This window comes from Microbacterium sp. CGR1 (assembly GCF_051062835.1).
Taxonomy (GTDB): Bacteria; Actinomycetota; Actinomycetes; order Actinomycetales; family Microbacteriaceae; genus Microbacterium.
Map to the genome: position 1 here is coordinate 2,064,517 of NZ_JAOTPG010000001.1, position 22,416 is coordinate 2,086,932.

At 65.8% G+C, this 22,416-nt stretch carries 16 protein-coding genes and 3 rRNA genes; 5 read left to right on the top strand and 14 right to left on the bottom strand.

Features of this window, described 5'->3' with window-relative positions; genetic code table 11:
* The first annotated feature begins 32 nt into the window (after positions 1-32).
* Genes OD997_RS10260 through OD997_RS10270 form a run of 3 tightly spaced genes read left to right on the top strand, consistent with a single transcriptional unit; the run spans position 33 to position 2,212 of the window.
* A complete protein-coding gene (locus OD997_RS10260; RefSeq protein WP_434331474.1) occupies positions 33-563 on the top strand; it encodes a DUF3060 domain-containing protein in 531 nt (176 codons plus the stop codon).
* A gap of 3 nt (positions 564-566) precedes the next feature.
* Entirely contained in the window at positions 567-1,286 is a 720-nt protein-coding gene (locus tag OD997_RS10265) for a response regulator transcription factor (RefSeq protein ID WP_434331475.1), read from the top strand.
* Entirely contained in the window at positions 1,283-2,212 is a 930-nt protein-coding gene (locus OD997_RS10270) for a sensor histidine kinase (protein ID WP_434331476.1), read from the top strand. Before OD997_RS10265 ends, OD997_RS10270 begins: the two co-directional genes overlap by 4 nt.
* Before the next feature lie 115 nt (positions 2,213-2,327).
* Here OD997_RS10270 and rrf read toward each other — a convergent pair.
* From rrf to OD997_RS10325, 11 genes are all read right to left on the bottom strand, one after another.
* Positions 2,328-2,444: ribosomal RNA gene (gene rrf, locus OD997_RS10275) — 5S ribosomal RNA — on the bottom strand.
* Positions 2,445-2,550: 106 nt separating this feature from the next.
* A 23S ribosomal RNA gene (locus OD997_RS10280) occupies positions 2,551-5,653 on the bottom strand.
* Positions 5,654-6,062: 409 nt separating this feature from the next.
* Positions 6,063-7,587 (bottom strand): 16S ribosomal RNA (locus OD997_RS10285).
* Together the 16S, 23S and 5S rRNA genes form the textbook arrangement of a ribosomal RNA operon.
* 597 nt (positions 7,588-8,184) lie before the next feature.
* Positions 8,185-9,390, bottom strand: coding sequence for an ornithine--oxo-acid transaminase (gene rocD / locus OD997_RS10290; protein WP_434331477.1), 1,206 nt, complete (start codon positions 9,388-9,390; stop codon positions 8,185-8,187).
* Positions 9,387-10,274, bottom strand: coding sequence for a dimethylargininase (gene ddaH, locus OD997_RS10295; RefSeq protein ID WP_434331478.1), 888 nt, complete (start codon positions 10,272-10,274; stop codon positions 9,387-9,389). Before ddaH ends, rocD begins: the two co-directional genes overlap by 4 nt.
* Before the next feature lie 178 nt (positions 10,275-10,452).
* The gene (locus tag OD997_RS10300; protein WP_434331479.1) at positions 10,453-11,481 is read right to left on the bottom strand and encodes an NAD(P)-dependent alcohol dehydrogenase; all 1,029 of its coding nucleotides are present in this window, start codon (positions 11,479-11,481) and stop codon (positions 10,453-10,455) included.
* 1 nt (position 11,482) lies between these two features.
* Entirely contained in the window at positions 11,483-11,713 is a 231-nt protein-coding gene (locus OD997_RS10305) for a helix-turn-helix transcriptional regulator (RefSeq protein ID WP_434331480.1), read from the bottom strand.
* Complete coding sequence (locus OD997_RS10310; protein WP_434331481.1) at positions 11,713-12,159, bottom strand: hypothetical protein; 447 nt, start codon at positions 12,157-12,159, stop codon at positions 11,713-11,715. Before OD997_RS10310 ends, OD997_RS10305 begins: the two co-directional genes overlap by 1 nt.
* A 227-nt stretch (positions 12,160-12,386) precedes the next feature.
* Positions 12,387-16,079 carry a proline dehydrogenase family protein gene (locus OD997_RS10315; protein ID WP_434331482.1) on the bottom strand — a complete coding sequence of 1,231 codons (3,693 nt, stop codon included), beginning with the start codon at positions 16,077-16,079 and terminating at the stop codon, positions 12,387-12,389.
* Between the two features lie 49 nt (positions 16,080-16,128).
* Complete coding sequence (locus OD997_RS10320) at positions 16,129-16,953, bottom strand: SDR family NAD(P)-dependent oxidoreductase (protein WP_434331483.1); 825 nt, start codon at positions 16,951-16,953, stop codon at positions 16,129-16,131.
* 4 nt (positions 16,954-16,957) lie between these two features.
* Complete coding sequence (locus OD997_RS10325) at positions 16,958-17,518, bottom strand: acyl-CoA thioesterase (protein WP_434331484.1); 561 nt, start codon at positions 17,516-17,518, stop codon at positions 16,958-16,960.
* 130 nt (positions 17,519-17,648) lie between these two features.
* Between OD997_RS10325 and OD997_RS10330 the strand changes: the two genes are divergently transcribed.
* A complete protein-coding gene (locus OD997_RS10330; protein WP_431075478.1) occupies positions 17,649-18,155 on the top strand; it encodes a GNAT family N-acetyltransferase in 507 nt (168 codons plus the stop codon).
* A gap of 110 nt (positions 18,156-18,265) precedes the next feature.
* Here OD997_RS10330 and OD997_RS10335 read toward each other — a convergent pair whose 3' ends face one another.
* The 3 genes from OD997_RS10335 to OD997_RS10345 are packed head-to-tail and all read right to left on the bottom strand — an operon-like array spanning position 18,266 to position 21,748.
* On the bottom strand, positions 18,266-19,996 hold the full coding sequence (locus OD997_RS10335) for a cytochrome b/b6 domain-containing protein (RefSeq protein WP_434331485.1): 1,731 nt from the start codon (positions 19,994-19,996) through the stop codon (positions 18,266-18,268).
* A 2-nt stretch (positions 19,997-19,998) separates the two neighbouring features.
* The gene (locus tag OD997_RS10340) at positions 19,999-20,970 is read right to left on the bottom strand and encodes an electron transfer flavoprotein subunit alpha/FixB family protein (RefSeq protein WP_434331486.1); all 972 of its coding nucleotides are present in this window, start codon (positions 20,968-20,970) and stop codon (positions 19,999-20,001) included.
* 1 nt (position 20,971) lies between these two features.
* Positions 20,972-21,748 (bottom strand): electron transfer flavoprotein subunit beta/FixA family protein, encoded by a 777-nt coding sequence (locus OD997_RS10345; protein ID WP_434331487.1) that lies wholly within the window; start codon positions 21,746-21,748, stop codon positions 20,972-20,974.
* Positions 21,749-21,879: 131 nt separating this feature from the next.
* On the opposite strand from OD997_RS10345, the gene OD997_RS10350 reads away from it, so the two are divergent.
* On the top strand, positions 21,880-22,416 hold the full coding sequence (locus tag OD997_RS10350; protein WP_434331488.1) for a MarR family winged helix-turn-helix transcriptional regulator: 537 nt from the start codon (positions 21,880-21,882) through the stop codon (positions 22,414-22,416).

Consider the following 22,416-nt stretch of genomic DNA (forward strand, 5'->3'; position numbering starts at 1 on the left):
GCGATCAGGCTCCGACACGAGAGGATGGGTCCATGCGCCGCACGAAAGCGACTCCTGCACTGCTCGCAGCTCTGCTTCTCGTGACGGCCCTGAGCGGATGCTCGGTCAGCATCGTCGATCCGACACGACCCACACCGGTCGCCTCGACGCCGCCGGAGCGATCCGCACCGGATCAGCCCGAGACGTCGCCTGACACCACGGGCGAAGAGCCGTCGTCCGAACCCACTTCCGAGTCGGAGCTCAGCGCCGACGGCCAGGCCGAACGCTCGCGACTCATCGCCGCGGCGACGACCACGATGCCGTGCCCGTCGGCGCCTCTCACTGAAGATGGTGCAGTCATCCGCATCGAAGGAGCCTGCCCGGAACTCGTCGTCGAGATCGATGCCGGCGTCGTGATCGCCGATGATGTCGGCACCCTCTCGCTCTCGGGCAGCGGCACCGTCATCTACGTGCAGAACGTCGGCGCGGTCACGGTCACCGGCAGCGCGAGCTCGATCTTCTGGGAGGGTGACACCCCCACCGTGCAGGACAGAGGTTCGGCGAACACTCTGCGGCGGGGCTGAGACATGGACGCCACCTCTCGCCGCAGCATCCTCCTCGTCGACGACGACGAGGCCATCACCGGTGCCCTCGCCGCATTCCTCGGACGCAGCGGCTTCGACGTCCGCGTCGCCGAGGACGGACGAGCAGGACTGCTCGAGGTCGAACGTGCGGTGCCCGACCTGGTCGTCTGCGATGTGCTAATGCCGCACGTCGACGGTCGAGAGTTCGTGCGGCGTGTGCGGGCCCGACAGCTGTGGTTGCCGATCATCCTGTTGACGCAGGTCGGCGAGTCGTGGGAGCGCAGCGCCGCGCTCGACGAGGGTGCCGACGACTACCTGAACAAGCCATTCGATCCGCACGAGCTGATCTCGCGGATCCGGGCGGTGCTGCGACGCACCGCGCAGAACGCCGGCTCACTGCGCTCCGCGCAGAGGCTCCGTGCGAGGGACCTGACTCTCGATCGGAGCACGCGTCGTGTCTGGCGCGGTGACAGGGAGCTCGCTCTGACGCCTAAGGCGTTGATGCTCCTGGAGTATCTGATGGTGCATCCTCAGGAAGTCCATTCCCGAGATCGCCTCCTGTCGACGCTCTGGGGCTTCGACTTCGCGACGTCCAGCCGCGCGGTCGACCACCGCATTGCAGAGCTGCGCCGCGTGCTCGGCGACAACGATGCCCAGATGCGATTCATCGAGACGGCGCAGAGCATGGGCTACCAGTTCGCGGCGAAGGTCACGCCGGCATGAGCAGATCGGGGGATGTCGTGCTCGGCGTACTCACGGCCGTGCCCGTCGGTCTCTGCGCGGTCGCAGCCGGTGGCATGCTCCTCGCCGGAGATACGCGCGTGCTCGCGATCGAGCTCGCCCTACCCGCCGGGGTCCTGGGTGCAGGCGCGATCGTCTCTGCATTGCCCCTGTCGATCCTGCTCGCCCGGAAGGGTAGAGCCCGGGCCCGCGATCGTCACGATGCCGCCGTCGACGCTGCGGCCGTCCGCGCCGCCCAGCAAGAGCGGGCGAACCACCAGCGCTTCCTCGCGAGACTCGATCACGAGTTGAAGAACCCGCTCACGGCCATTCGCGCGACAGCCGTCGCTGCACAGGGCGAGCAGCAGACCGATGAGTGGCGGACGGTGGACGCGCAGGCGGCGAAGCTGAGCACCCTGGTCAGAGACCTCCGAAAGCTCGCTGAACTCGAGACCCGCCCGCTGGAGACAGAGATCGTGTCTCTCGAAGAGGTGCTGTCTGAAGCGATAGACGCCCTCGGTCAGCAGAACCCGGCTGCGTCCGGCCGCATCGCGTTCACCGTGACGCGAGTGCCCTGGGCGGTCCCGCCTGTCTCTGTGGACCTCGACCTGTTCTCCCTGGCGATCGACAACGTCCTCGGCAATGCAGCCAAATACTCCTCGCAGGGGCCGATCGAAGTCCGACTCCGCGAGCAGGACGGCTGGGCGATCGTAGAGATCGCGGATGCCGGACGCGGCATTCCCGCGTCCGACCTGCCTCTGGTCTTCGACGAGCTCGCCCGAGCGCAGAATGCTCGGGACGTGAGCGGTTCCGGTATCGGGCTCACTCTCGTCGCGACCGTGATGCGACGGCACGGCGGGGATGTGTCCATCCGTTCCGTGGAGAACGCCGGCAGCATGGTGACACTGCGCCTGCCCATCCGCGGCTGACGCCCTGCGCTGCGGATACGGCCTGTACGTCGTTTCACGCACGCCCGTCGTTTCGCGCACGCACGTTAACGCAGAAAAGCCACCCAACATTGGGTGGCTTTTCTGTTTAAAAGAAGTCCGGCGGTGTCCTACTCTCCCACAGGGTCCCCCCTGCAGTACCATCGGCGCTGTGAGGCTTAGCTTCCGGGTTCGGAATGTAACCGGGCGTTTCCCTCACGCTATGGCCGCCGAAACACTATAGATGTTTCAATCAAAACACATAACAAAGTCATTGTCATGCGGTTCTCGACCGTACATCGAGAACCACTCAGTGGACGCGTAGCACCAACAAACGGTGTGTTATCAAGTCATCGGCTTATTAGTACCAGTCAGCTGCATGCATTACTGCACTTCCACATCTGGCCTATCAACCCAGTAGTCTGGCTGGGAGCCTCTCACCCGAAGGTATGGAAATCTCATCTTGAGGCCGGCTTCCCGCTTAGATGCTTTCAGCGGTTATCCATCCCGAACGTAGCTAATCAGCGGTGCTCCTGGCGGAACAACTGACACACCAGAGGTTCGTCCAACCCGGTCCTCTCGTACTAGGGTCAGATCCTCTCAAATTTCCTACGCGCGCAGCGGATAGGGACCGAACTGTCTCACGACGTTCTAAACCCAGCTCGCGTACCGCTTTAATGGGCGAACAGCCCAACCCTTGGGACCTACTCCAGCCCCAGGATGCGACGAGCCGACATCGAGGTGCCAAACCATGCCGTCGATATGGACTCTTGGGCAAGATCAGCCTGTTATCCCCGAGGTACCTTTTATCCGTTGAGCGACAGCGCTTCCACAAGCCACTGCCGGATCACTAGTCCCGACTTTCGTCCCTGCTCGACCTGTCAGTCTCACAGTCAAGCTCCCTTGTGCACTTACACTCGACACCTGATTGCCAACCAGGTTGAGGGAACCTTTGGGCGCCTCCGTTACTTTTTGGGAGGCAACCGCCCCAGTTAAACTACCCACCAGGCACTGTCCCTGAACCGGATTACGGTTCGAAGTTAGATATCCAGAGTGACCAGAGTGGTATTTCAACAATGACTCCACATGAACTGGCGTCCATGCTTCACAGTCTCCCACCTATCCTACACAAGCCACACCGAACACCAATACCAAGCTGTAGTAAAGGTCACGGGGTCTTTCCGTCCTGCTGCGCGTAACGAGCATCTTTACTCGTAATGCAATTTCGCCGAGTTCGCGGTTGAGACAGTTGGGAAGTCGTTACGCCATTCGTGCAGGTCGGAACTTACCCGACAAGGAATTTCGCTACCTTAGGATGGTTATAGTTACCACCGCCGTTTACTGGGGCTTAAATTCTCAGCTTCGCCTTGCGGCTAACCGGTCCTCTTAACCTTCCAGCACCGGGCAGGCGTCAGTCCGTATACATCGTCTTGCGACTTGGCACGGACCTGTGTTTTTAGTAAACAGTCGCTACCCACTAGTCTCTGCGGCCTCCAAACGCTTTCGGAGCAAGTCCTAATACGTCGAAGGCCCCCCTTCTCCCGAAGTTACGGGGGCATTTTGCCGAGTTCCTTAACCACGATTCTCTCGATCTCCTTGGTATTCTCTACCTGACCACCTGAGTCGGTTTGGGGTACGGGCGGCTAGAACCTCGCGTCGATGCTTTTCTTGGCAGCATAGGATCACCCACTTTTTATTCGCATCGTGTCTCAGCCTGTATGAGTCGCGGATTTGCCTACGACTCGGCCTACGCACTTGCACCGGGACAACCATCGCCCGGCTGGGCTACCTTCCTGCGTCACACCTGTTAATACGCTAACCGCACCAGAATGGGGTCGTGCGCTAGGCCCAGAGCGTCACCCCGAAGGGATCAGTCACTGGGATTCAGACACTTAGCACTACTGGATTAGCTTGGGCGGTTCTTCGCCGGTACGGGAATATCAACCCGTTGTCCATCGACTACGCCTGTCGGCCTCGCCTTAGGTCCCGACTTACCCAGGGAAGATTAGCTTGACCCTGGAACCCTTGGTCTTTCGGAGGACGTGTTTCTCACACGTCTTTCGCTACTCATGCCTGCATTCTCACTCGTGTAGCCTCCACGGCTGGTTTACACCGCCGCTTCGCTGGCCACACGACGCTCTCCTACCCATCAACACGGCTGGACCACGAAGGCCTACCAATAATGTCAATGCCACAACTTCGGTGGCGTGCTTGAGCCCCGTTACATTGTCGGCGCGGAATCACTTGACCAGTGAGCTATTACGCACTCTTTCAAGGGTGGCTGCTTCTAAGCCAACCTCCTGGTTGTCAAGGCAACTCCACATCCTTTCCCACTTAGCACGCGCTTTGGGACCTTAGTTGGTGGTCTGGGTTGTTTCCCTCTCGACTATGAAGCTTATCCCCCACAGTCTCACTGCTGCGCTCTCACTTACCGGCATTCGGAGTTTGGCTGACGTCAGTAACCTTGTAGGGCCCATCGGCCATCCAGTAGCTCTACCTCCGGCAAGAAACACGCAACGCTGCACCTAAATGCATTTCGGAGAGAACCAGCTATCACGAAGTTTGATTGGCCTTTCACCCCTATCCACAGCTCATCCCCTCAGTTTTCAACCTAAGTGGGTTCGGTCCTCCACGACGTCTTACCGTCGCTTCAACCTGGCCATGGATAGATCACTTCGCTTCGGGTCTAGGACATGCGACTGAATCGCCCTATTCAGACTCGCTTTCGCTACGGCTACCCCACACGGGTTAACCTCGCCACATATCGCTAACTCGCAGGCTCATTCTTCAAAAGGCACGCTGTCACAGCTACTAAGGCTGCTCCAACGGTTTGTAAGCAAACGGTTTCAGGTACTATTTCACTCCCCTCCCGGGGTACTTTTCACCTTTCCCTCACGGTACTTGTCCGCTATCGGTCATCTGGGAGTATTTAGGCTTATCAGGTGGTCCTGACAGATTCACACGGGATTTCACGGGCCCCGTGCTACTTGGGATACTCTTCGCGCCACGGTTGGCATTTCGACTACGGGGTTGGCACCCTCTATGACCGGCCTTTCAAGACCGTTCGTCTATACCATCGTGTAACGCCGCCATCTCGGCAGAGATGACTGAAAAGTCCCACAACCCCCAACGTGCAACGCCTGCCGGCTATCACACACGCTAGGTTTAGCCTGTTCCGGTTTCGCTCGCCACTACTAACGGAATCGCGGTTGCTTTCTCTTCCTGTGGGTACTGAGATGTTTCACTTCCCCACGTTCCCTCTACCCGCCCTATATATTCAGGCGGGAGTCACTAGGTCGGCACGCCGCCCAGCGGGGTTTCCCCATTCGGACACCCTCGGATCAAAACTTGCTTATCAGTTCCCCGAGGCTTATCGCAGATTGCTACGTCCTTCTTCGGCTCCAGATGCCAAGGCATCCACCGTTTGCTCTTAAAGACTTGAAATCACATGAGTTTGAATCAGAATCGACACCAGGCCGAAGCCTGGCATGAAATTGACTAATGATCTTTAAGATCATCTTGTGCAACCAATCCGAAGATCAGTTGCAAGATGCTCGCGTCCACTGTGTAGTTCTCAAAGTACGGGCGGTACCCCTTCTCGCCACCCCACACAGGGGAAACAACAAGAGGCCCAGAGGTACAGAAACGATCCGAAGATCGCATCCGGTCCCTCAGGACCCAACAGCGTGCAGACACCTGCCCCCTCACCCAGACCGTTCCACCAACCGAAGTTGCGTACTAGCTCCGAGATCAGATCTCGATGTCATGTCAAATGTTCCACCCATGAGCTCCCAGCGAAGAACGTATGCCTTCGATCTGGGTTCTGGACTCCGAAGAGTCAGATGCTCCTTAGAAAGGAGGTGATCCAGCCGCACCTTCCGGTACGGCTACCTTGTTACGACTTAGTCCTAATTACCGATCCCACCTTCGACGGCTCCCTCCACAAGGGTTAGGCCACCGGCTTCAGGTGTTACCGACTTTCATGACTTGACGGGCGGTGTGTACAAGACCCGGGAACGTATTCACCGCAGCGTTGCTGATCTGCGATTACTAGCGACTCCGACTTCATGAGGTCGAGTTGCAGACCTCAATCCGAACTGGGACCGGCTTTTTGGGATTCGCTCCACCTCGCGGTATTGCAGCCCTTTGTACCGGCCATTGTAGCATGCGTGAAGCCCAAGACATAAGGGGCATGATGATTTGACGTCATCCCCACCTTCCTCCGAGTTGACCCCGGCAGTATCCCATGAGTTCCCACCATTACGTGCTGGCAACATAGAACGAGGGTTGCGCTCGTTGCGGGACTTAACCCAACATCTCACGACACGAGCTGACGACAACCATGCACCACCTGTTTACGAGTGTCCAAAGAGTTGACCATTTCTGGCCCGTTCTCGTATATGTCAAGCCTTGGTAAGGTTCTTCGCGTTGCATCGAATTAATCCGCATGCTCCGCCGCTTGTGCGGGTCCCCGTCAATTCCTTTGAGTTTTAGCCTTGCGGCCGTACTCCCCAGGCGGGGAACTTAATGCGTTAGCTGCGTCACGGAATCCGTGGAATGGACCCCACAACTAGTTCCCAACGTTTACGGGGTGGACTACCAGGGTATCTAAGCCTGTTTGCTCCCCACCCTTTCGCTCCTCAGCGTCAGTTACGGCCCAGAGATCTGCCTTCGCCATCGGTGTTCCTCCTGATATCTGCGCATTCCACCGCTACACCAGGAATTCCAATCTCCCCTACCGCACTCTAGTCTGCCCGTACCCACTGCAGGCCGGAGGTTGAGCCTCCGGATTTCACAGCAGACGCGACAAACCGCCTACGAGCTCTTTACGCCCAATAATTCCGGATAACGCTTGCGCCCTACGTATTACCGCGGCTGCTGGCACGTAGTTAGCCGGCGCTTTTTCTGCAGGTACCGTCACTTTCGCTTCTTCCCTGCTAAAAGAGGTTTACAACCCGAAGGCCGTCATCCCTCACGCGGCGTTGCTGCATCAGGCTTGCGCCCATTGTGCAATATTCCCCACTGCTGCCTCCCGTAGGAGTCTGGGCCGTGTCTCAGTCCCAGTGTGGCCGGTCACCCTCTCAGGCCGGCTACCCGTCGACGCCTTGGTGAGCCATTACCTCACCAACAAGCTGATAGGCCGCGAGCCCATCCCCAACCAATAAATCTTTCCAGTAACTGACCATGCGGTCGCTACTCGTATCCAGTATTAGACGCCGTTTCCAGCGCTTATCCCAGAGTCAGGGGCAGGTTGCTCACGTGTTACTCACCCGTTCGCCACTGATCCCACAGAGCAAGCTCCGTGTTCACCGTTCGACTTGCATGTGTTAAGCACGCCGCCAGCGTTCATCCTGAGCCAGGATCAAACTCTCCGTAAAAAAGAAATGCATACGACACCGGGAAAACGGTGACGCAGCGAGTTTGATGCTGACCAAAGAGACAAATTCATTGCTGACTTCATCCGAATGCCAACCCCACAAGGAGGTTGGTCTTTGATCCAAAGGAATTCTCAACTAGCCGAAGCTAGACGAGGATAATTTGGCATTTGACAAGTGCACGCTGTTGAGTTCTCAAGGATCGGATGCTCCCACGACCCAGTCATCACAACCAGGCCCGAAGGGCAACTTCTCTATCTTATCTGTGCTTTTCAGCCTGTCAAATCGACACGCCGTGAAGCTCAGAACCAGATCTGCAGCTCGGGGCTCAAGGCCGCCGAGGCAACTTCACTAGCTTATCCGTTCCGGAGTCGCTGTCAAATCGACCGTTTCTCCGAAGTGGAAGCTCCAGGTCAGACAGAAGTATGTCTGCGATCTTCTCCGAGGAGATGATCGAGTGGAGGTGGTTCTCCGCTTGAGGGGGGTAAGGCTCTCGGCCTCTCCGCTTCCCTGTGGGGCGAACAAGTAATAAGTTACGTGGGTTCCGGGGTTCCGGCAAATCCTGGCTGTCCGCCGGGCGTGTCGCCCGGCGGCCAGGGGTCAGGCTCCGAGAACCAGCTTCAGCTGCTCCACCGCCCAGTCGAGTTCCGTCGCCCGGATGACGAGCGGCGGAGCGATGCGGATGGTCTGGCCGTGGGTGTCCTTGACGAGCACTCCACGATCGAGCAGCTTCTCGGCGATCTCACGTCCTGTGCCCTGGGCGGGGTCGATGTCGACGCCTGCCCAGAGACCTGCGATGCGCACCTCGGTGACACCGTGACCGATCAGGGGCTCGAGGCCGGCGGCCAGATGAGCACCCAGAGCACGAGCGCGCTCCTGGAACTCCCCCGACTCGAGCATCTCGACCACGCGAAGACCGACGGCCGCCGCCAGTGGATTGCCACCGAACGTCGATCCGTGCTCACCAGGACGGATCACTCCGAGCACATCGGTGTTGCCCACGACGGCGGAGACGGGAAGGATCCCGCCGCCGAGTGCCTTGCCCAGCAGGTACAGATCAGGCACGACGCTCTCACGGTCGCACGCGAAGGTCTCACCGACGCGGCCGAGACCCGACTGGATCTCGTCGGCGATGAAAAGCACGTTCTTCTCGTCGCAGATCTCGCGGATGCGGCGCAGGTACCCCTCGGGCGGGATCACCACTCCGCCCTCACCCTGGATCGGCTCGATCAGCACGGCGGCGGTGTCGTCGGTGATCGCCGCGGCGATGGCATCCGCATCCCCATAGGGGACGACGTCGAAGCCGGGGGTGTACGGACCGAAGTCCGCCCGCGCCTGCTCATCGTCGCTGAAGCTCACGATCGTCGTGGTGCGCCCATGGAAGTTCCCGGCCGCGACGATGATCCGAGCCTTGCCCTCGGCGATGCCCTTGACCCGGTAGCCCCAGGCGCGAGCGACCTTGATGCCCGTCTCGACGGCCTCGGCTCCCGTGTTCATCGGCAGCACCATGTCCTTGCCCGACAGCGACGCGAGCGCCGCGGCGAACGGCTCGAGTCGATCGCTCATGAACGCACGGCTCGTCAGAGTCACGCGACCGAGCTGCTCGGTGAGCGCAGCCACGAGCGCCGGATGCCGGTGCCCGAAGTTCACCGCCGAGTACGCGGCGAGCAGGTCGAGGTAGCGCTTGCCCTCGACATCGGTCACCCAGGCGCCGTCACCGCGCGCGATGTTGACCGGCAGCGGGTGGTAGTTGTGGGCGACGTGCGGCTCGGCCGTGACCTCGACGCCCGGCTCGACGGCGGTCATGCCTCACCGCGCAGTTCGAGCGTGCAGCACTTGATCCCGCCGCCGCCGAGCAGCAGCTCGGACAGGTCGATCATGATCGGGTTGTACCCGCGCTCGCGCAGCTGCTTCTCGAACCCGAGGGCACGCGGCGAGATGACCACGTTGTACCCGTCGCTCGCCGAGTTGAGCCCGAAGACCGAGCCGTCGTCATCCGACACGAGGATCGCGTCGGGGAAGCGCTCCTCGAGGATCGCACGGCTCGCGTCGTCGAACGCGCCGGGGAGGTACGCGATGTTCGCGCGCTCGGGTCCGCCGTTCTCGACGCCCTGCACCGGATCGAGCACGGCGATGGCGGTGTCGAGGTGGTAGAAGCGCGGGTCGACGAGGTTGAGCGAGACGACCTCGCGGCCGAAGACCTCGCCGACCTCGCGGTGGCTGTCACCCGTCGAGCGGAAGCCGGTGCCGGCGAGGATCACATCGCCCACGAGCAGGAAGTCACCCTCGCCCTCGTTGACCTCCTCGGGGATCACCGTGTCGTAGCCCGCGCCGCGGAACCAGTCGGCGAAGGCCGGCGCCTCACCCTGACGCTCGACGAAGCGGAACTTCGGCACATAGGCTCGGCCGTCGATCAGGAATCCGCCGTTCGCCGTGTAGACCATGTCGGGGTATCCGGCGAGCGGCTCGATCAGCTCGACCTCGTGACCGAGCTCGACGTACAGGTCGTGCAGCTTCTGCCACTGCTCGACAGCCCGCGCGGTGTCGGTCGGCTTGGACGGCTCCATCCACGGATTGATCGAGTAGTTCACCGTGAAGTGCGACGGCTTGCACATCAGGTAGTGACGGTGGTGGGCGGTGCGCACCGGAGTGGCGGTCTCGGACGTCGACGCAGTGGTTTCGACAGACATGGGGCTCCTCGAACGGGTGCGGCGGACGCTGTCCAGGGGCCCGGCGGTCCTTCGACCCGCGCCGCTCGGTGAGAGCCGGCGCCCGGGGAAGATGCGACTCGAGCACGCCAACATCCATTCTGTCACCCGCCCCCTGGACGCCGCCAGAGCGCGCCGCCGGAGTGCGACGCCCCGCCGGTCACGCGCCGTGGACGACGACCTTGCCGACCGTGTGCCCTGCCTCGAGGTGGGCGAGGGCGGAGGATGCACGGTCGAAACCGTACTCGCGCTGGATCACCGCGGTGATCCGCCCTTCTGCGGTCAGCTCCAGCAGCTTCGCGAGGATCTCGGGACGCGGCGTCGCCGCGAGCGAACGGATGCGACGGCTCGAACCGATCGACAGGAGCGCCGCCTTCAGCATCCGCGGAATGGGGCCCAGCACATGCCCGCCGTCGCCGGTCACGAGAACCACGGTTCCCCCGGCGACCACGAGTCTCTGCAGGTCGCGCAGCCCCGTTCCCCCGGCGATGTCGATCACCGCGTCGAAGTGGCCGGCGGGCAGTGCCGACAGGGGCGAGCGACGGTGATCGAGCGTGCGCACGGCGCCGAGGTGCTCGACGAGGCGGGAGTTGCGCTCCCCGCACGTCGCCCAGACCTCCGCTCCCCGCAACGCCGCGAGCTGTACCGCGAACGTGCCGACTCCCCCGGAGGCGCCGATGACGAGCACGCGCGGGACCGCATGCTCGGAGCGGTGTCTCTCGAGGCGCGATTCCGAGTGGGTGCCGATCCCGGCATGATCGAGCGCCTGCCAGGCGGTGCCCGCAGCGACGGGCAGGCAGGCTGCGGTCGCAGAAGTGACATCGGGAGGGATCGGCACGAGCCGATCGGCGGGCACCACGACGTGGGATGCGAGGCCGCCGCCGCCCACGAGTTCGCCCACGACCCGCTCTCCGAGTTCGGCGCCGATCGCGTTCGGCCCGACGGCGACGACGGTGCCGGCGACCTCCATGCCTCGCACCGGGTATTTGGGACGGGTGAGACCGAAGACGGGACGCACCAGCAGCGGATCGCCCAGCATCAGCCGCACATCGCCGGCGTTGAGCGCCGTCGCCTCGACGCGCAGCACCACCTCGCCGCGGCGTGGCACGGGCATCGGGATCCGCTCGAGCCGGAACCCGTCGGCGGAGCCGTAGGTCTCCCGCACCCAGGCGGGCATCGTCTCGATCATCTCAGGCATCCTTCGGTGAAGGTTCGGGGTAGTGGAACAGATCGTCGAGCCCGACGCCGAACGCGCGGGCGATCTGGAAGGCGAGCTCGAGCGACGGGGAGTACTTCTCCTGCTCGATCGCGATGAGCGTCTGCCTGGTCACGCCGATGCTGCGCGCAAGCTCGGCCTGGGTGAGGCCCGCTCCCTCACGATGGGCGCGGATGCGGTTGGAGACGAGGGTGGGCTTGACCATCAGACGAGCCCCCGACGGTAGGCGACGACTCGCGCGACGCTGCCGACCATGGCGGAGACGGCGAATCCGGCGAACATGGTGTTGGCGATCCAGAACACATCGGCGCCGACCGCGCACAGGGCTATCACCCCGAGCCCGGCGATCACGACGAAGGCCTGCTCGACACGGGCGCCCATGCGGGTGATGTCGCGGTCTCGCACGTCAGACCTGCCGATGCCGTCGGGATCCTTCGCGCCGGCGATGATCCCCCAGACGATGCTGATCACGATCGTGGCCACGATGCCGATCCCGATCGTCCACAGCATCGGCGGCAGCCAGTCGACCTCGGTCACCGACCTGCCGGAGGCCTGCTGCAGCACGATCACGACGTACGCGGCGATCACGACCGCACCGACGAGCAGACCCGACCAGGCGTTGCGCTCTTCGTAGACCATGATGCCTCCCATGTAAAAGATTCTTTACATGAGAGTACGCTCGCGACATCCGTCGTGTCAAGAATTCTTTACACGCTCTCGCCTGCGTTGCGGCAGCGGGGGGGCACAAGCGCATCGGCACACGGAGGCGGGGTCAGAAGCGCATCCGGAATGCCCGATTCCCGCGTGTTCTTGACCCCGCACAGTACCCAGGGGCGGGCGGATGCCGGGCGGGGCGGAGCGGATGCGGCGAGCGGCGCTCAGATGACCGAGGCGCTCCAGTTGTCGGGGTTGCCGTAGCGGTGCGCGGTGATCGCGATCGCCTGCTCGTGAACGAAGGGGAGCAGCTCGATGCGCCCGGCCGAGGTGACCTCGCCGTCGTACACCGCGAGGTCGGGGTCGCCGTCGACGGCCACGGCCAGTGCCCGATGCAGCGCCGCGACAGCGGCGCGCGAGCCTACGAGCCGCACGCGGCTCGGCCGAGGCTCGGCCTCGAACGGCGAGAACGCGTCATCGGACGGGTTCGACCGCCGTCGCATCCGCTCGATCCATTCGTCGTCGCGCTCCATGTGGACGACCGCCCCGAGCGTTCCGAGCGCGCGGCGCACCTCGGACGGCAGCCCGACGGGCGTCGACAGCACGAAGCCGGCGCCGGCGCGTACCGCCGCGACGACGACACGCAGCAGCTCCTGCCATCCGGCATCCGCGGTCGCCCTGATCGCGACGGGCATCGGACGATAGCGGAAGAGGTTGCGCTCGACGCCGAGGCGCGAGACGTCGCGCACCTGTCCGAACTCGCGGTCCCACGCGAGCGCGTCCGACAGCGCCGAGCGCCGCAGCCATTCGAAGGCCTCGTAGTCGAGAGAGGGCTGCGCCGACTCGATCAGCTCGGTGATGCGGGAGTCGAGGCCGCGCAGGTGCAGCGTGCTCGACACGGGACCGGATCCGCTCGAACGCCACGATCCGAGCCCGATCAGGTAGTTCGGTCCGCCGGCTTTGGTGCCGGGACCGACCGACGAGCGCTTCCAGCCGCCGAACGGCTGGCGCTGCACGATCGCACCGGTGATACCGCGGTTGACGTAGAGGTTTCCTGCCTGCACGCGGTCGAGCCACACCTCGAGCTCGGCCGGATCCTGCGTGTGCAGACCCGCGGTCAGCCCGTAGGCGACAGCGTTCTGCATCTCGATCGCGCTCTCGAGCGTCGGAGCATGCATGATGCCGAGCACCGGTCCGAAGAACTCCTCGGTGTGGAATCGCGATCCCGGCTGCACGCCGACGCGGATGCCCGGACGCCACAGCCGTCCGCTCGGGTCGTCGGCCGACACCGCGGGTTCGATGAGCCACTGCTCCTCGCCCTCCAGCTCGGTGAGCGCCCAGGCGAGCTTGCCCTGCGGCCGCTCGATCACGGGCCCGACCTCGGCGAGCGGGTCGGTGGGCCAGCCGACGTGCAGCGAGCGCGTGGCGTCGGCGAGCTGACGGGCGAACCGCTTGGACCGGCCGACCGGGCCGACGAGGATCGCCAAGGAGGCGGCCGAGCACTTCTGCCCCGCGTGTCCGAACGCGCTTCGCACGAGGTCGGCGACGGCGAGGTCGAGGTCGGCGGATGCCGTGATGATCATCGCGTTCTTGCCGCTGGTCTCGGCCAGCAGCGGCAGGTCGGGTCGCCACGAGCGGAAGAGCGCGGCTGTCTCCCAGGCGCCGGTGAGGATGACGCGGTCGACCGACTCGTGTGCGATCAGAGCCCGGCCGAGATTGCCCTCCTCGATGTCGACGAGCGTGAGCACATCCCGCGGCACGCCGACCTCCCACAGCGTCTCGGCGATCACCGCGGCGCACCGACGGGACTGCGGAGCGGGCTTGAAGACGACACCGGATCCCGCGGCGAGCGCGGCGAGCACTCCCCCGGCGGGGATCGCGAGGGGGAAGTTCCACGGCGGCGCGACGACGGTCACGCGCGCCGGTTCGAACGAGGCGCCGGCGACGGCATCCAGCTCCCGTGCCTTGGCGGCGTAGTAGCGGGCGAAATCGACGGCCTCGCTCACCTCGACATCCGCCTCGGCGAAGACCTTGCCCGTCTCGGCCGCGGCGACCTCGATGAGCTCTCCGCGTCGACCTTCGAGTGCGGCGGCGGCCCGGAGCAGCACCTCGGCGCGCTCTGCAGCGGGGCGCGCTCCCCACTGGGCCCCGGCATCGCGCACTCCGGCGATCGTGCTCTCGAGCACGGCGCTGTCGTCGATGCGGGCGGCCTCGATCGTGGCCACGCCCAGGGTCGAGTCGGCGATCCGTGCGTGGATCTCGCGCGCCCACTCGCGGTTGCCCGGAAGGGACGGGTCACTGTCGGGGGTGTTCGTGAAGCCGGGGGCACCGCCGGTTCCCTCGTCGAGCTCGCGCGGCGCATAGACCGCGGTCTCGAGGAACGGCCCGCCCGAGTCATCCGAGCCCCGTGAGATGCCGAGCACGGCCTTCGTCAGCTCCTCTTCGGGAGCGACGGCCACGGGTGTCGGGCGCACGGACTCGTGCACCGGGGCCTGACGATCCTGGGTGCGCAGCGCGCCGATCTGCAGAGTCGGCGAGGTCGAGCGGTCGAGCGCATCGAGAAAGCGATCGCGCTCGCGCACGAACAGAGACTCGTCGTCGCCGAGCCGGAACGCTGCGGAGAGGAAGTTGTCGTGCGACGCGTTCTCTTCGAGCCGACGCACCAGATAGCTGATCGCCACGTCGAACTCGTCGGGCTTCACGACGGGCACATAGAGCAGCACCTCGCCGACCTCGCGCGAGACGGCCTGCACCTGGCCCTGCGCCATGCCGAGCAGCATCTCGAACTCGATCGGCGGCTGCCCCGTTCCGCTTCCTGCGGCCGAGAAGTCGCGCAGACTGCGCTCCCCCGCGAGCAGCCATGCATACGCGATGCCGAACAGGTTGTGCCCCGCGATGCCCAGGTGCACCGCTGCGATGTTCTCGGGGCGCAGCGCCCAGTCGAGACAGCGCAGGTAGTTCGCGTCGGTGTCGAGCTTGGTGTCGTAGGTCGCCTGCTCCCACCCGTGCATGTGCGCCTCGACGCGTTCCATCGCGAGGTTGGCGCCCTTGACGAGACGCACCTTGATCGGCGCTCCGCCATGGTCGACGCGCTCCCGCGCCCACGCGGTGAGCTCTTGCAGTGCAGGCAAGGCGTCGGGGAGGTAGGCCTGCAGCACGATGCCCGCTTCGAGCCCCTGCAGTCGCGGATCCTCGAGGATGCGCGTGAACACCGCGATCGTCAGATCGAGGTCGCGGTACTCCTCCATGTCGAGGTTGATGAAGGTGCGGTCAGCGGCTGCGGTCAGATACAGCGGCAGCAGCCGATCGACCACGGCATCGACGACCTCGTCGAACGCCCACATCGAGATGTGGCTGATGATCGCCGACACCTTGACCGACACGTAGTCGACGTCGGGCCGGCGGATCAGATCATGGATGCCGTCGAGCCGACGCTGCGCCTCGGCTTCGCCGAGCACGGCCTCGCCGAGCAGGTTGAGGTTGAGTCGCGCACCTGTTTCGCGGATCTTCGCGATGGCCGGCCCGAGCTTCGCGGGGCGGGCGTCGACGACGAGGTGGCCGACCATGTCGCGCAGCACCCGGCGCGCGATGGGAACCACGGGACTCGGCAGGATCTGCGCGACGCCACCGCCCAGCTTCACGGCCGAGCGCAGGTACCAGGGCAGGAAGCCGGGGACGATCGGCGCGATGCGGTGCAGCTGCGATGCCGCGGCACCCAGGCTCTCCGGGCGCATGACGCCGTCGACGAATCCCATCGTGAACGGCAGGCCGTTGGCATCCTGCAGCACTCCGGCGAGCCGTTCGGCGGCCGGGTCGACGTCGGCGGCCGCGGCTTCGATCACCCAGCGGCGAGCGAGCTCGACGGCACGGTCCGCGAGAGAGGCGGATTCGGGATCCGTGGGCGTCGGGTCGGCCATGCTCTCAGCCTAGGACTGAGAGGCGCGCCCGGCCTTGAGCGACGGGCGCTCAGCGCGCGGCGATCATCTCGTCGTAGCCCTCACGGAAGGTCGGGTACTCCAGCTCACCCAGGAACTCCCGCAGCAGGTGTCCGTCGAGAACGGTCCCCCCGCCGATCTCAGGGTCGACGCGCGGCGGCACCTCGACCCCGAGACGACCGGCGATGTGCGCGGCAACGTCTCCGAGCAGCACCGGCTCGGTGTCGACCGCGTGGATCAGCGGTGGCGCCGAGTCCGCCCGCAGCATCGCCTCGAGCAGGCGCACGAGATCGGTCTCGTGAATGCGGTTCGTCCGGCGGGTGCGATCCACCGGCGCCCCCTCGAGCACCCGACGGATCAGGAAGTCACGCCCCGGTCCGTAGATGCCGGCCGGTCGCACGATGCGCGCACCGAACAGCTCCGACGCCAGGTGCTCCCCCTCGAGCAGGTCGCCGCCCCGCTCGCTCGACACCGCCGGCGTATCGCGCTCGGTCAGCGGGTTCTCACCCGGGCGCCCCTCGAACACCCGGGTCGACGACACGAAGACGACCCGCGACGGCATCGCCGGCAGAGCATCCGCGAGTCCGTGGAGCGCCGGCGGGTAGATCGAGTCGCCCTCGGTGCTCGGCGGCAGCGTGATGACGACGGAGTCGAAGGCCGGCAGCGCACGGTCGAGCGGATGCGACAGATCGGCCTCGATGGTCGGGAACGGCAGGTCACCCGCATGCCGACGCATGGCGGTGACCTCAGCGCCCTGCGCGATCAGGCGCTCACCCAGGCGCGCGCCGAGCTTGCCGCATCCGACCAGCAGCACCGACCCCGGTACGCGTGTCTCGAGACCCCACGGATCGTTCACGGCGTCAGCTCCACACACTCGGCGCCGCGCTGCGCACGGGAGGCAGAGCGGATGCCGCGGCCCAGTCGTGCACCCACGAGTCGATCTCGGGCACGCCCTCGGGCTTGCCGACGGCCGCGAACAGCTCTTCGTTGCTCACCGTGCCGCCGGTGCGGCGCAGCATCCGCGAGCGCACGATCACCCGTGCGTAGATCTCGCCGTCGACGACGGCTCGGTGCTCGAGGAACACGGCCTTGTCGTCGTGTCCGATGAACCGGGACTGCACATCGAACCGCTGCCAGAGCTGCAGGGACTTGCGGAAGGTCACGGTCTCGCTCGACACCACCGCGTACCAGCCGCGCTCGTTCATCGCGTCGAACAGTCCCGTGCGGATCAGCAGGTCCCAGCGGCCGAGGTCGAACAGCGACAGGTATCGACCGTTGTTCATGTGGCGCAGGATGTCGATGTCGGTGGGGAGCGTCGTCAGTCTGATGCTGCTGACGGAGGCGGCGTCGAGGGTCTTGCCACGGCGCACTCGGCGGCGGGCGGAGAGGATCACGAGGAGAGTGCGCCAGATCACGTTCACGAGGACTGATCGTAGCCATCGACGAACGGATTGCGAACATCGTTGTGCGAACCCTCCACCGGCATATCGGCGCCGTGGGAACGCTTCCGCTCGATTTCCGGTTCGCGAAGGCCGCGCGTAGAGTCGCGATATGAGCGCCGAAGCCCAGCCTGAAGTCATCGTCCGTCCGGTCCGTGATGTGGATGCGGAAGCCCTGGGTCGCGTGCACGCGCAGTGCTGGCACGAGACCTACGACCACCTGATCAGCAAGGCCGCGCTCGAGAAGGTCTCGCCCCGGCGCATGGCCGAGCTGTGGACGCACTGGGCCTCTCAGGGCCCCGAGTTCACGATGCGCGCCGCCCTCGTCGACGGAGAGATCGTCGGCTTCGTCGGCTCCGGCCCCGCCCGCGACAAGGACGCCCCTGCTTTTCGTGAGCTCTACTTCATCTATCTGCTCGACGCGTACCACTCGACCGGCATCGGCCAGAAGCTGTTCGACGCCGCCGTCGAGAAGGACGAGTCGCTCTACCTCTGGGTCGCGGAGGACAACCCCCGCGCCCACCGCTTCTACACGCGCAACGGCTTCGCCCTCGACGGCGCGAGCCACACCGAGCCCTTCCTCGGCGAGACGCTGACCGAGGTCCGCTTCGTCCGCTGAGCCCGGCGCCTCGTGAACCTCGCGTTCACGATTCCGCATGAAACGGCCCCCTGCCACAGGCAGGGGGCCGTTTCGCGTGATCCGGGAGATCTGTGCGGATCGTGAACGGGTCAGCGCCCGGAGACGGTGCCGAACAGCTTGGCGATCGGCGCGATCACGAGCGGCCGCGCCGCCACCCAACCGAGCGCGATGACCACGAGGGATGCCACGAACACCCAGAACCCGGTCCAGCCGACGGCATCGGACGAGGCGTACATGTGGTTGAGGTTGCGCAGGAATCCGGTGAGGAACACCAGGGCGACGTGCCCGATGATGAACACCACGAAGTAGATCATGACCGGGAAGTGCAGCGCGCGAGCCCACTCGATCGGGTACGCCTTTGACAGGCGCTCGGCCCTCTTCGGCCACATGCCCGACATCCGGAAGCCCGTCGCCGCCGCGAGCGGTGCCGCGATGAACACGGTCACGAAGTAGGCGAGCTGCTGCAGGCTGTTGTAGTTCACCCAGCCGTGCTCGGTCGGCCAGTCGAACGAGATGTACTGGAGTGCCGCCGACAGCGCGTTGGGGATGACCTCCCAGCTCGTGGGCACGATGCGCGCCCAATGCCCGGTCACGAACAGCAGCACCACGAAGATCACTCCGTTCACGAGCCACAGGATGTCGAGCGCCTGGTGGAACCAGATCGTCAGACTGACCTTGCCCTTGGGGTCGCCCCGCGGAGTCCAGAAGGCCGTGGGGCGCTTCTCGCTGCGGATGCGGAGCCCCGACCGGATGATCAGCACCATCAGGAAGACGTTGAAGAAGTGCGCCCAGTTGACCCACGGCGCGAAGCCGGGTTCGACCGCGACGGCGGGTGCGTACTCGCCCGGGAAGGCCGCGAGGAAGTCCTGCATGAACGGGAAGCTCAGCAGCGCCCGGACGAACGCCACGGCTGCCGCGGCCAGGATGCCGAGGGCGGCGGCCCCGAGCAGTCCGGCGATCGCCTGCGTCCACGGAGGACGAGGGCGAGCGGAGGCCGGAGCGGCCGCGGTGATGTGCCTCGGTGCTCTGCCGTTCCACACCGTGCGGGGGGCGGGCAGCGGGATCGAGGGATCGCCGAGGGCGAAGGATGCTGCCGGGGCCACGGCCGTGGAGGGCACCGCGGGCTCGGCAGACGCCGCAGCGATGACCGGGGGCTCGGCTGCCGGTGCAGCATCCGCAGCGGTGGCGGACGCGTCTGTCGAGGCGGCGACCTGCGGAACGGTGCCGGCCGGCGGCCACGGATCTCCGCCGGCGACTCGCGGCAGGCCGCGGCGGACGGATCCGGGGCGCTCGACTACCGGGCCGTCCGTCGGCTCGGCGGTCGAGGCGGCAGAGACTGCGGTCGCCGCCGGGGCCGCGGGCTCAGCGATCGAGGATGCCGACGCCGACGGGGACGACGCGTGCTCGACGACCGGCCCGGCATCGGCCAGACCGCCGGACGAGGACGGGGCCGTGCTCTGCGACATCGCCGCCACGGCGGCACCGCCCGTCGCCGCACCTGCCGGAGGCCACGCCTCACCGCCGCGGACGCGGGGCAGGCCACGGCGGAGCGATGCGCCGGTCGCGGCGGGCTTTTCGTCTCGTCGCTGCGCAGCGGTATCGACAGCCGGAGCAGTGATGGCCGGAGCCTCGACGACCGAGGGCTGAACGACCGGGGACTCGACGCCCGCGACCCCGACGACCGGGGCGACACCCGCCGACGCCTCGGGCGTCGGCGACGCGACGCCCTCATCGATCAGCTCGTCGACCTCTCCCCCGGGAGGCCACGGCTCGCCGCCACGCACACGCGGCAGCCCGCGCCTCAGAATCCGCGTCGCCATGGCTACTTCTTCCGCGCCTCGAGAGCCGCGATCACCTGCGGGACGACCGTGAACAGGTCTCCGACGATGCCGAAGTCGGCGACGTCGAAGATCGGCGCCTCGCCGTCCTTGTTGATCGCGACGATGTTCTTCGCGGTCTGCATGCCGGCCCGGTGCTGGATCGCCCCCGAGATGCCGAGTGCGATGTACAGCTGCGGTGACACCGAGACACCGGTCTGCCCGACCTGGTGGGACTGCGGGATGTAGCCGGCGTCGACCGCTGCGCGGGATGCGCCGACGGCGGCGCCGAGAGCATCCGCCAGCTCCTCGACGAGCACGAACTTCTCCTTCGAGGCGAGACCTCGGCCGCCCGAGACGACCCGGGTCGCTCCGCGCAGCTCGGGTCGCGACGACGTGGCCTCGACGGCCTCGACCGCGCCGACGGTCGCGCTCGCGGCACCGGAGGCCGCAACGCTCAGCGCTTCGACGGTCGGTGAGGCCACGGCCTCGGCGCGCGCGTCGACGGCTCCCTGACGCACCGTGATGACGGCGGCGCCGAAGGTGGGGGCCGAATCGACGAGGTAGGCGCCGCCGTAGACCGAGTGGTGCGCGACGACCCCCTCATCATCGCGGGAGACGCCGACGGCGTCGACCGACAGGGCGAGCTTCGCGCGCACCGCGAAACGGCCGGCGACATCGCGGCCCGAGATCGAGTTCGAGATCAGCACGGCATCGGGCTGCACCTGTGCGAAGGCGGCGTGCAGGGCGTCGACGATCGGCACCGTGAGGGTCGCCTCGTCGGCGTCGGCCGTGAGCACGACGGATGCTCCGGCGTCGGCGACCTTCGCGGCAGCCTCGGCGGATCCGCCGACGACCAGCGCGACGGGAGCGCCGACGGTCGACGCGGCGCCGATCAGGGCGGCGGTGCTGCTGGCGGGGTTGCCCGCCGGGTCGAGGTCGACCAGGACGAGGACGGGGTTCTCGGGATAGGTCATGTCACACCAGCCTGTTCTGCACGAGGTACTCCACCAGCTTCTCGGCGGCATCGCCCTCATCGACTATCTTCACGCCCGCCGCGCGCGGGGGCTTCTCGGCCACCGCGGTCATGATCGTGCGGGGGGCTGCCGCGGGGTCGGCCGAGACGCCGAGGTCGTCGAGGGTGAGCACCTCGAGCGGCTTCTTCTTGGCCGCCATGATGCCCTTGAAGTTCGGGAAGCGCGCATCGGGCAGCGCCTCCGTGATCGAGATGACGGCGGGAAGGGATGCCGAGATCGGCTGCGCGCCGGCATCCGCCCCTCGGGTTCCCGAGATGCCCTCCGGCGTGATCTCGACGCTCGTGAGCGCGGTGGCCTGGGCCCAGCCGAGGTGCTCGGCGAGCATGGCCGCCATGACGCCGCCCGAACCGTCGGTCGAGAGGTTTCCGGTGATGACGAGGTCGGGCTCGGCGCGGCGGATCGCCGCGGCCAGAGTCTCGGCGGTGAGGCCGAGGTCAGCTCCGGAGAGCTGCTCGTCAGCGATGTGCACGGCGGATCCCGCACCGATCGCGAGCGCCCGTCGTACCGACGCCGTCGACCCGCCGGGGGCCATCGCGAGCGCGACCACCTCGGTACCCTCGTTCTTGTCGGCGTGGCTCAGCGCGACCTCGAGGGCCCGCTCGGTGATCTCATCGAGGACCACATCACCGGCGCCGCGGTCGGCGAGTCCGGTCTCGAGGTCCAGCTTGCGATCGCCATAGGTGTCCGGCACCTCTTTGACCAGGACGAAGATCTTCATCGATTGCTCCTCACGACTGCGTCGATTCTAGCGCGTTGATACTGAGTCCCATCCGTGGGGCGACTGAGACCCAGGCGGGCATTCCCGCACCGCCTCCCCGCTCGTCCGAGCGGATGCCCTACCGTAGAAGCGTGGTCCGACCCCGCCCTCTGCCCGTGGATCCGCTCGCCGAGGCGAAGCGGCAATGGCTCGCGCACGGGTGGACGGATGCCGCCGACGGCATGACCGTGGTCACGTCCGTCATGCGGGCCCAGCAGCTGCTGCTCGCAAGGGTGGATGCCGCGCTGAAGCCCTTCGCACTCAGTTTCGCCCGCTACGAGATGCTGCGACTGCTGGCGTTCAGCCGATCCGGACGCCTGCCGCTGTCGAGCGTCGTCGCCCGACTGCAGGTGCACGCGACCACCGTCACGAGCACCGCCGAGCGGCTGGTGCGCGACGGGCTGATCGTGCGCGAACCCCACCCGCACGACGGACGCGCCGCCCTGCTCGCGCTCACCGAGGCCGGTCGCGACCTCGTCGACCGTGCGACCGTCGCGCTGAACGACGACGTCTTCGTCGACCCGGGCATCAGCACGGCCGACGCCGCCGAGCTCGTCGCGATCGTGGCGCGGATGCGCAAAGCCGCCGGCGACTTCAGCGACCCGCGGCCGCAGCCGGACGCCCTCTGA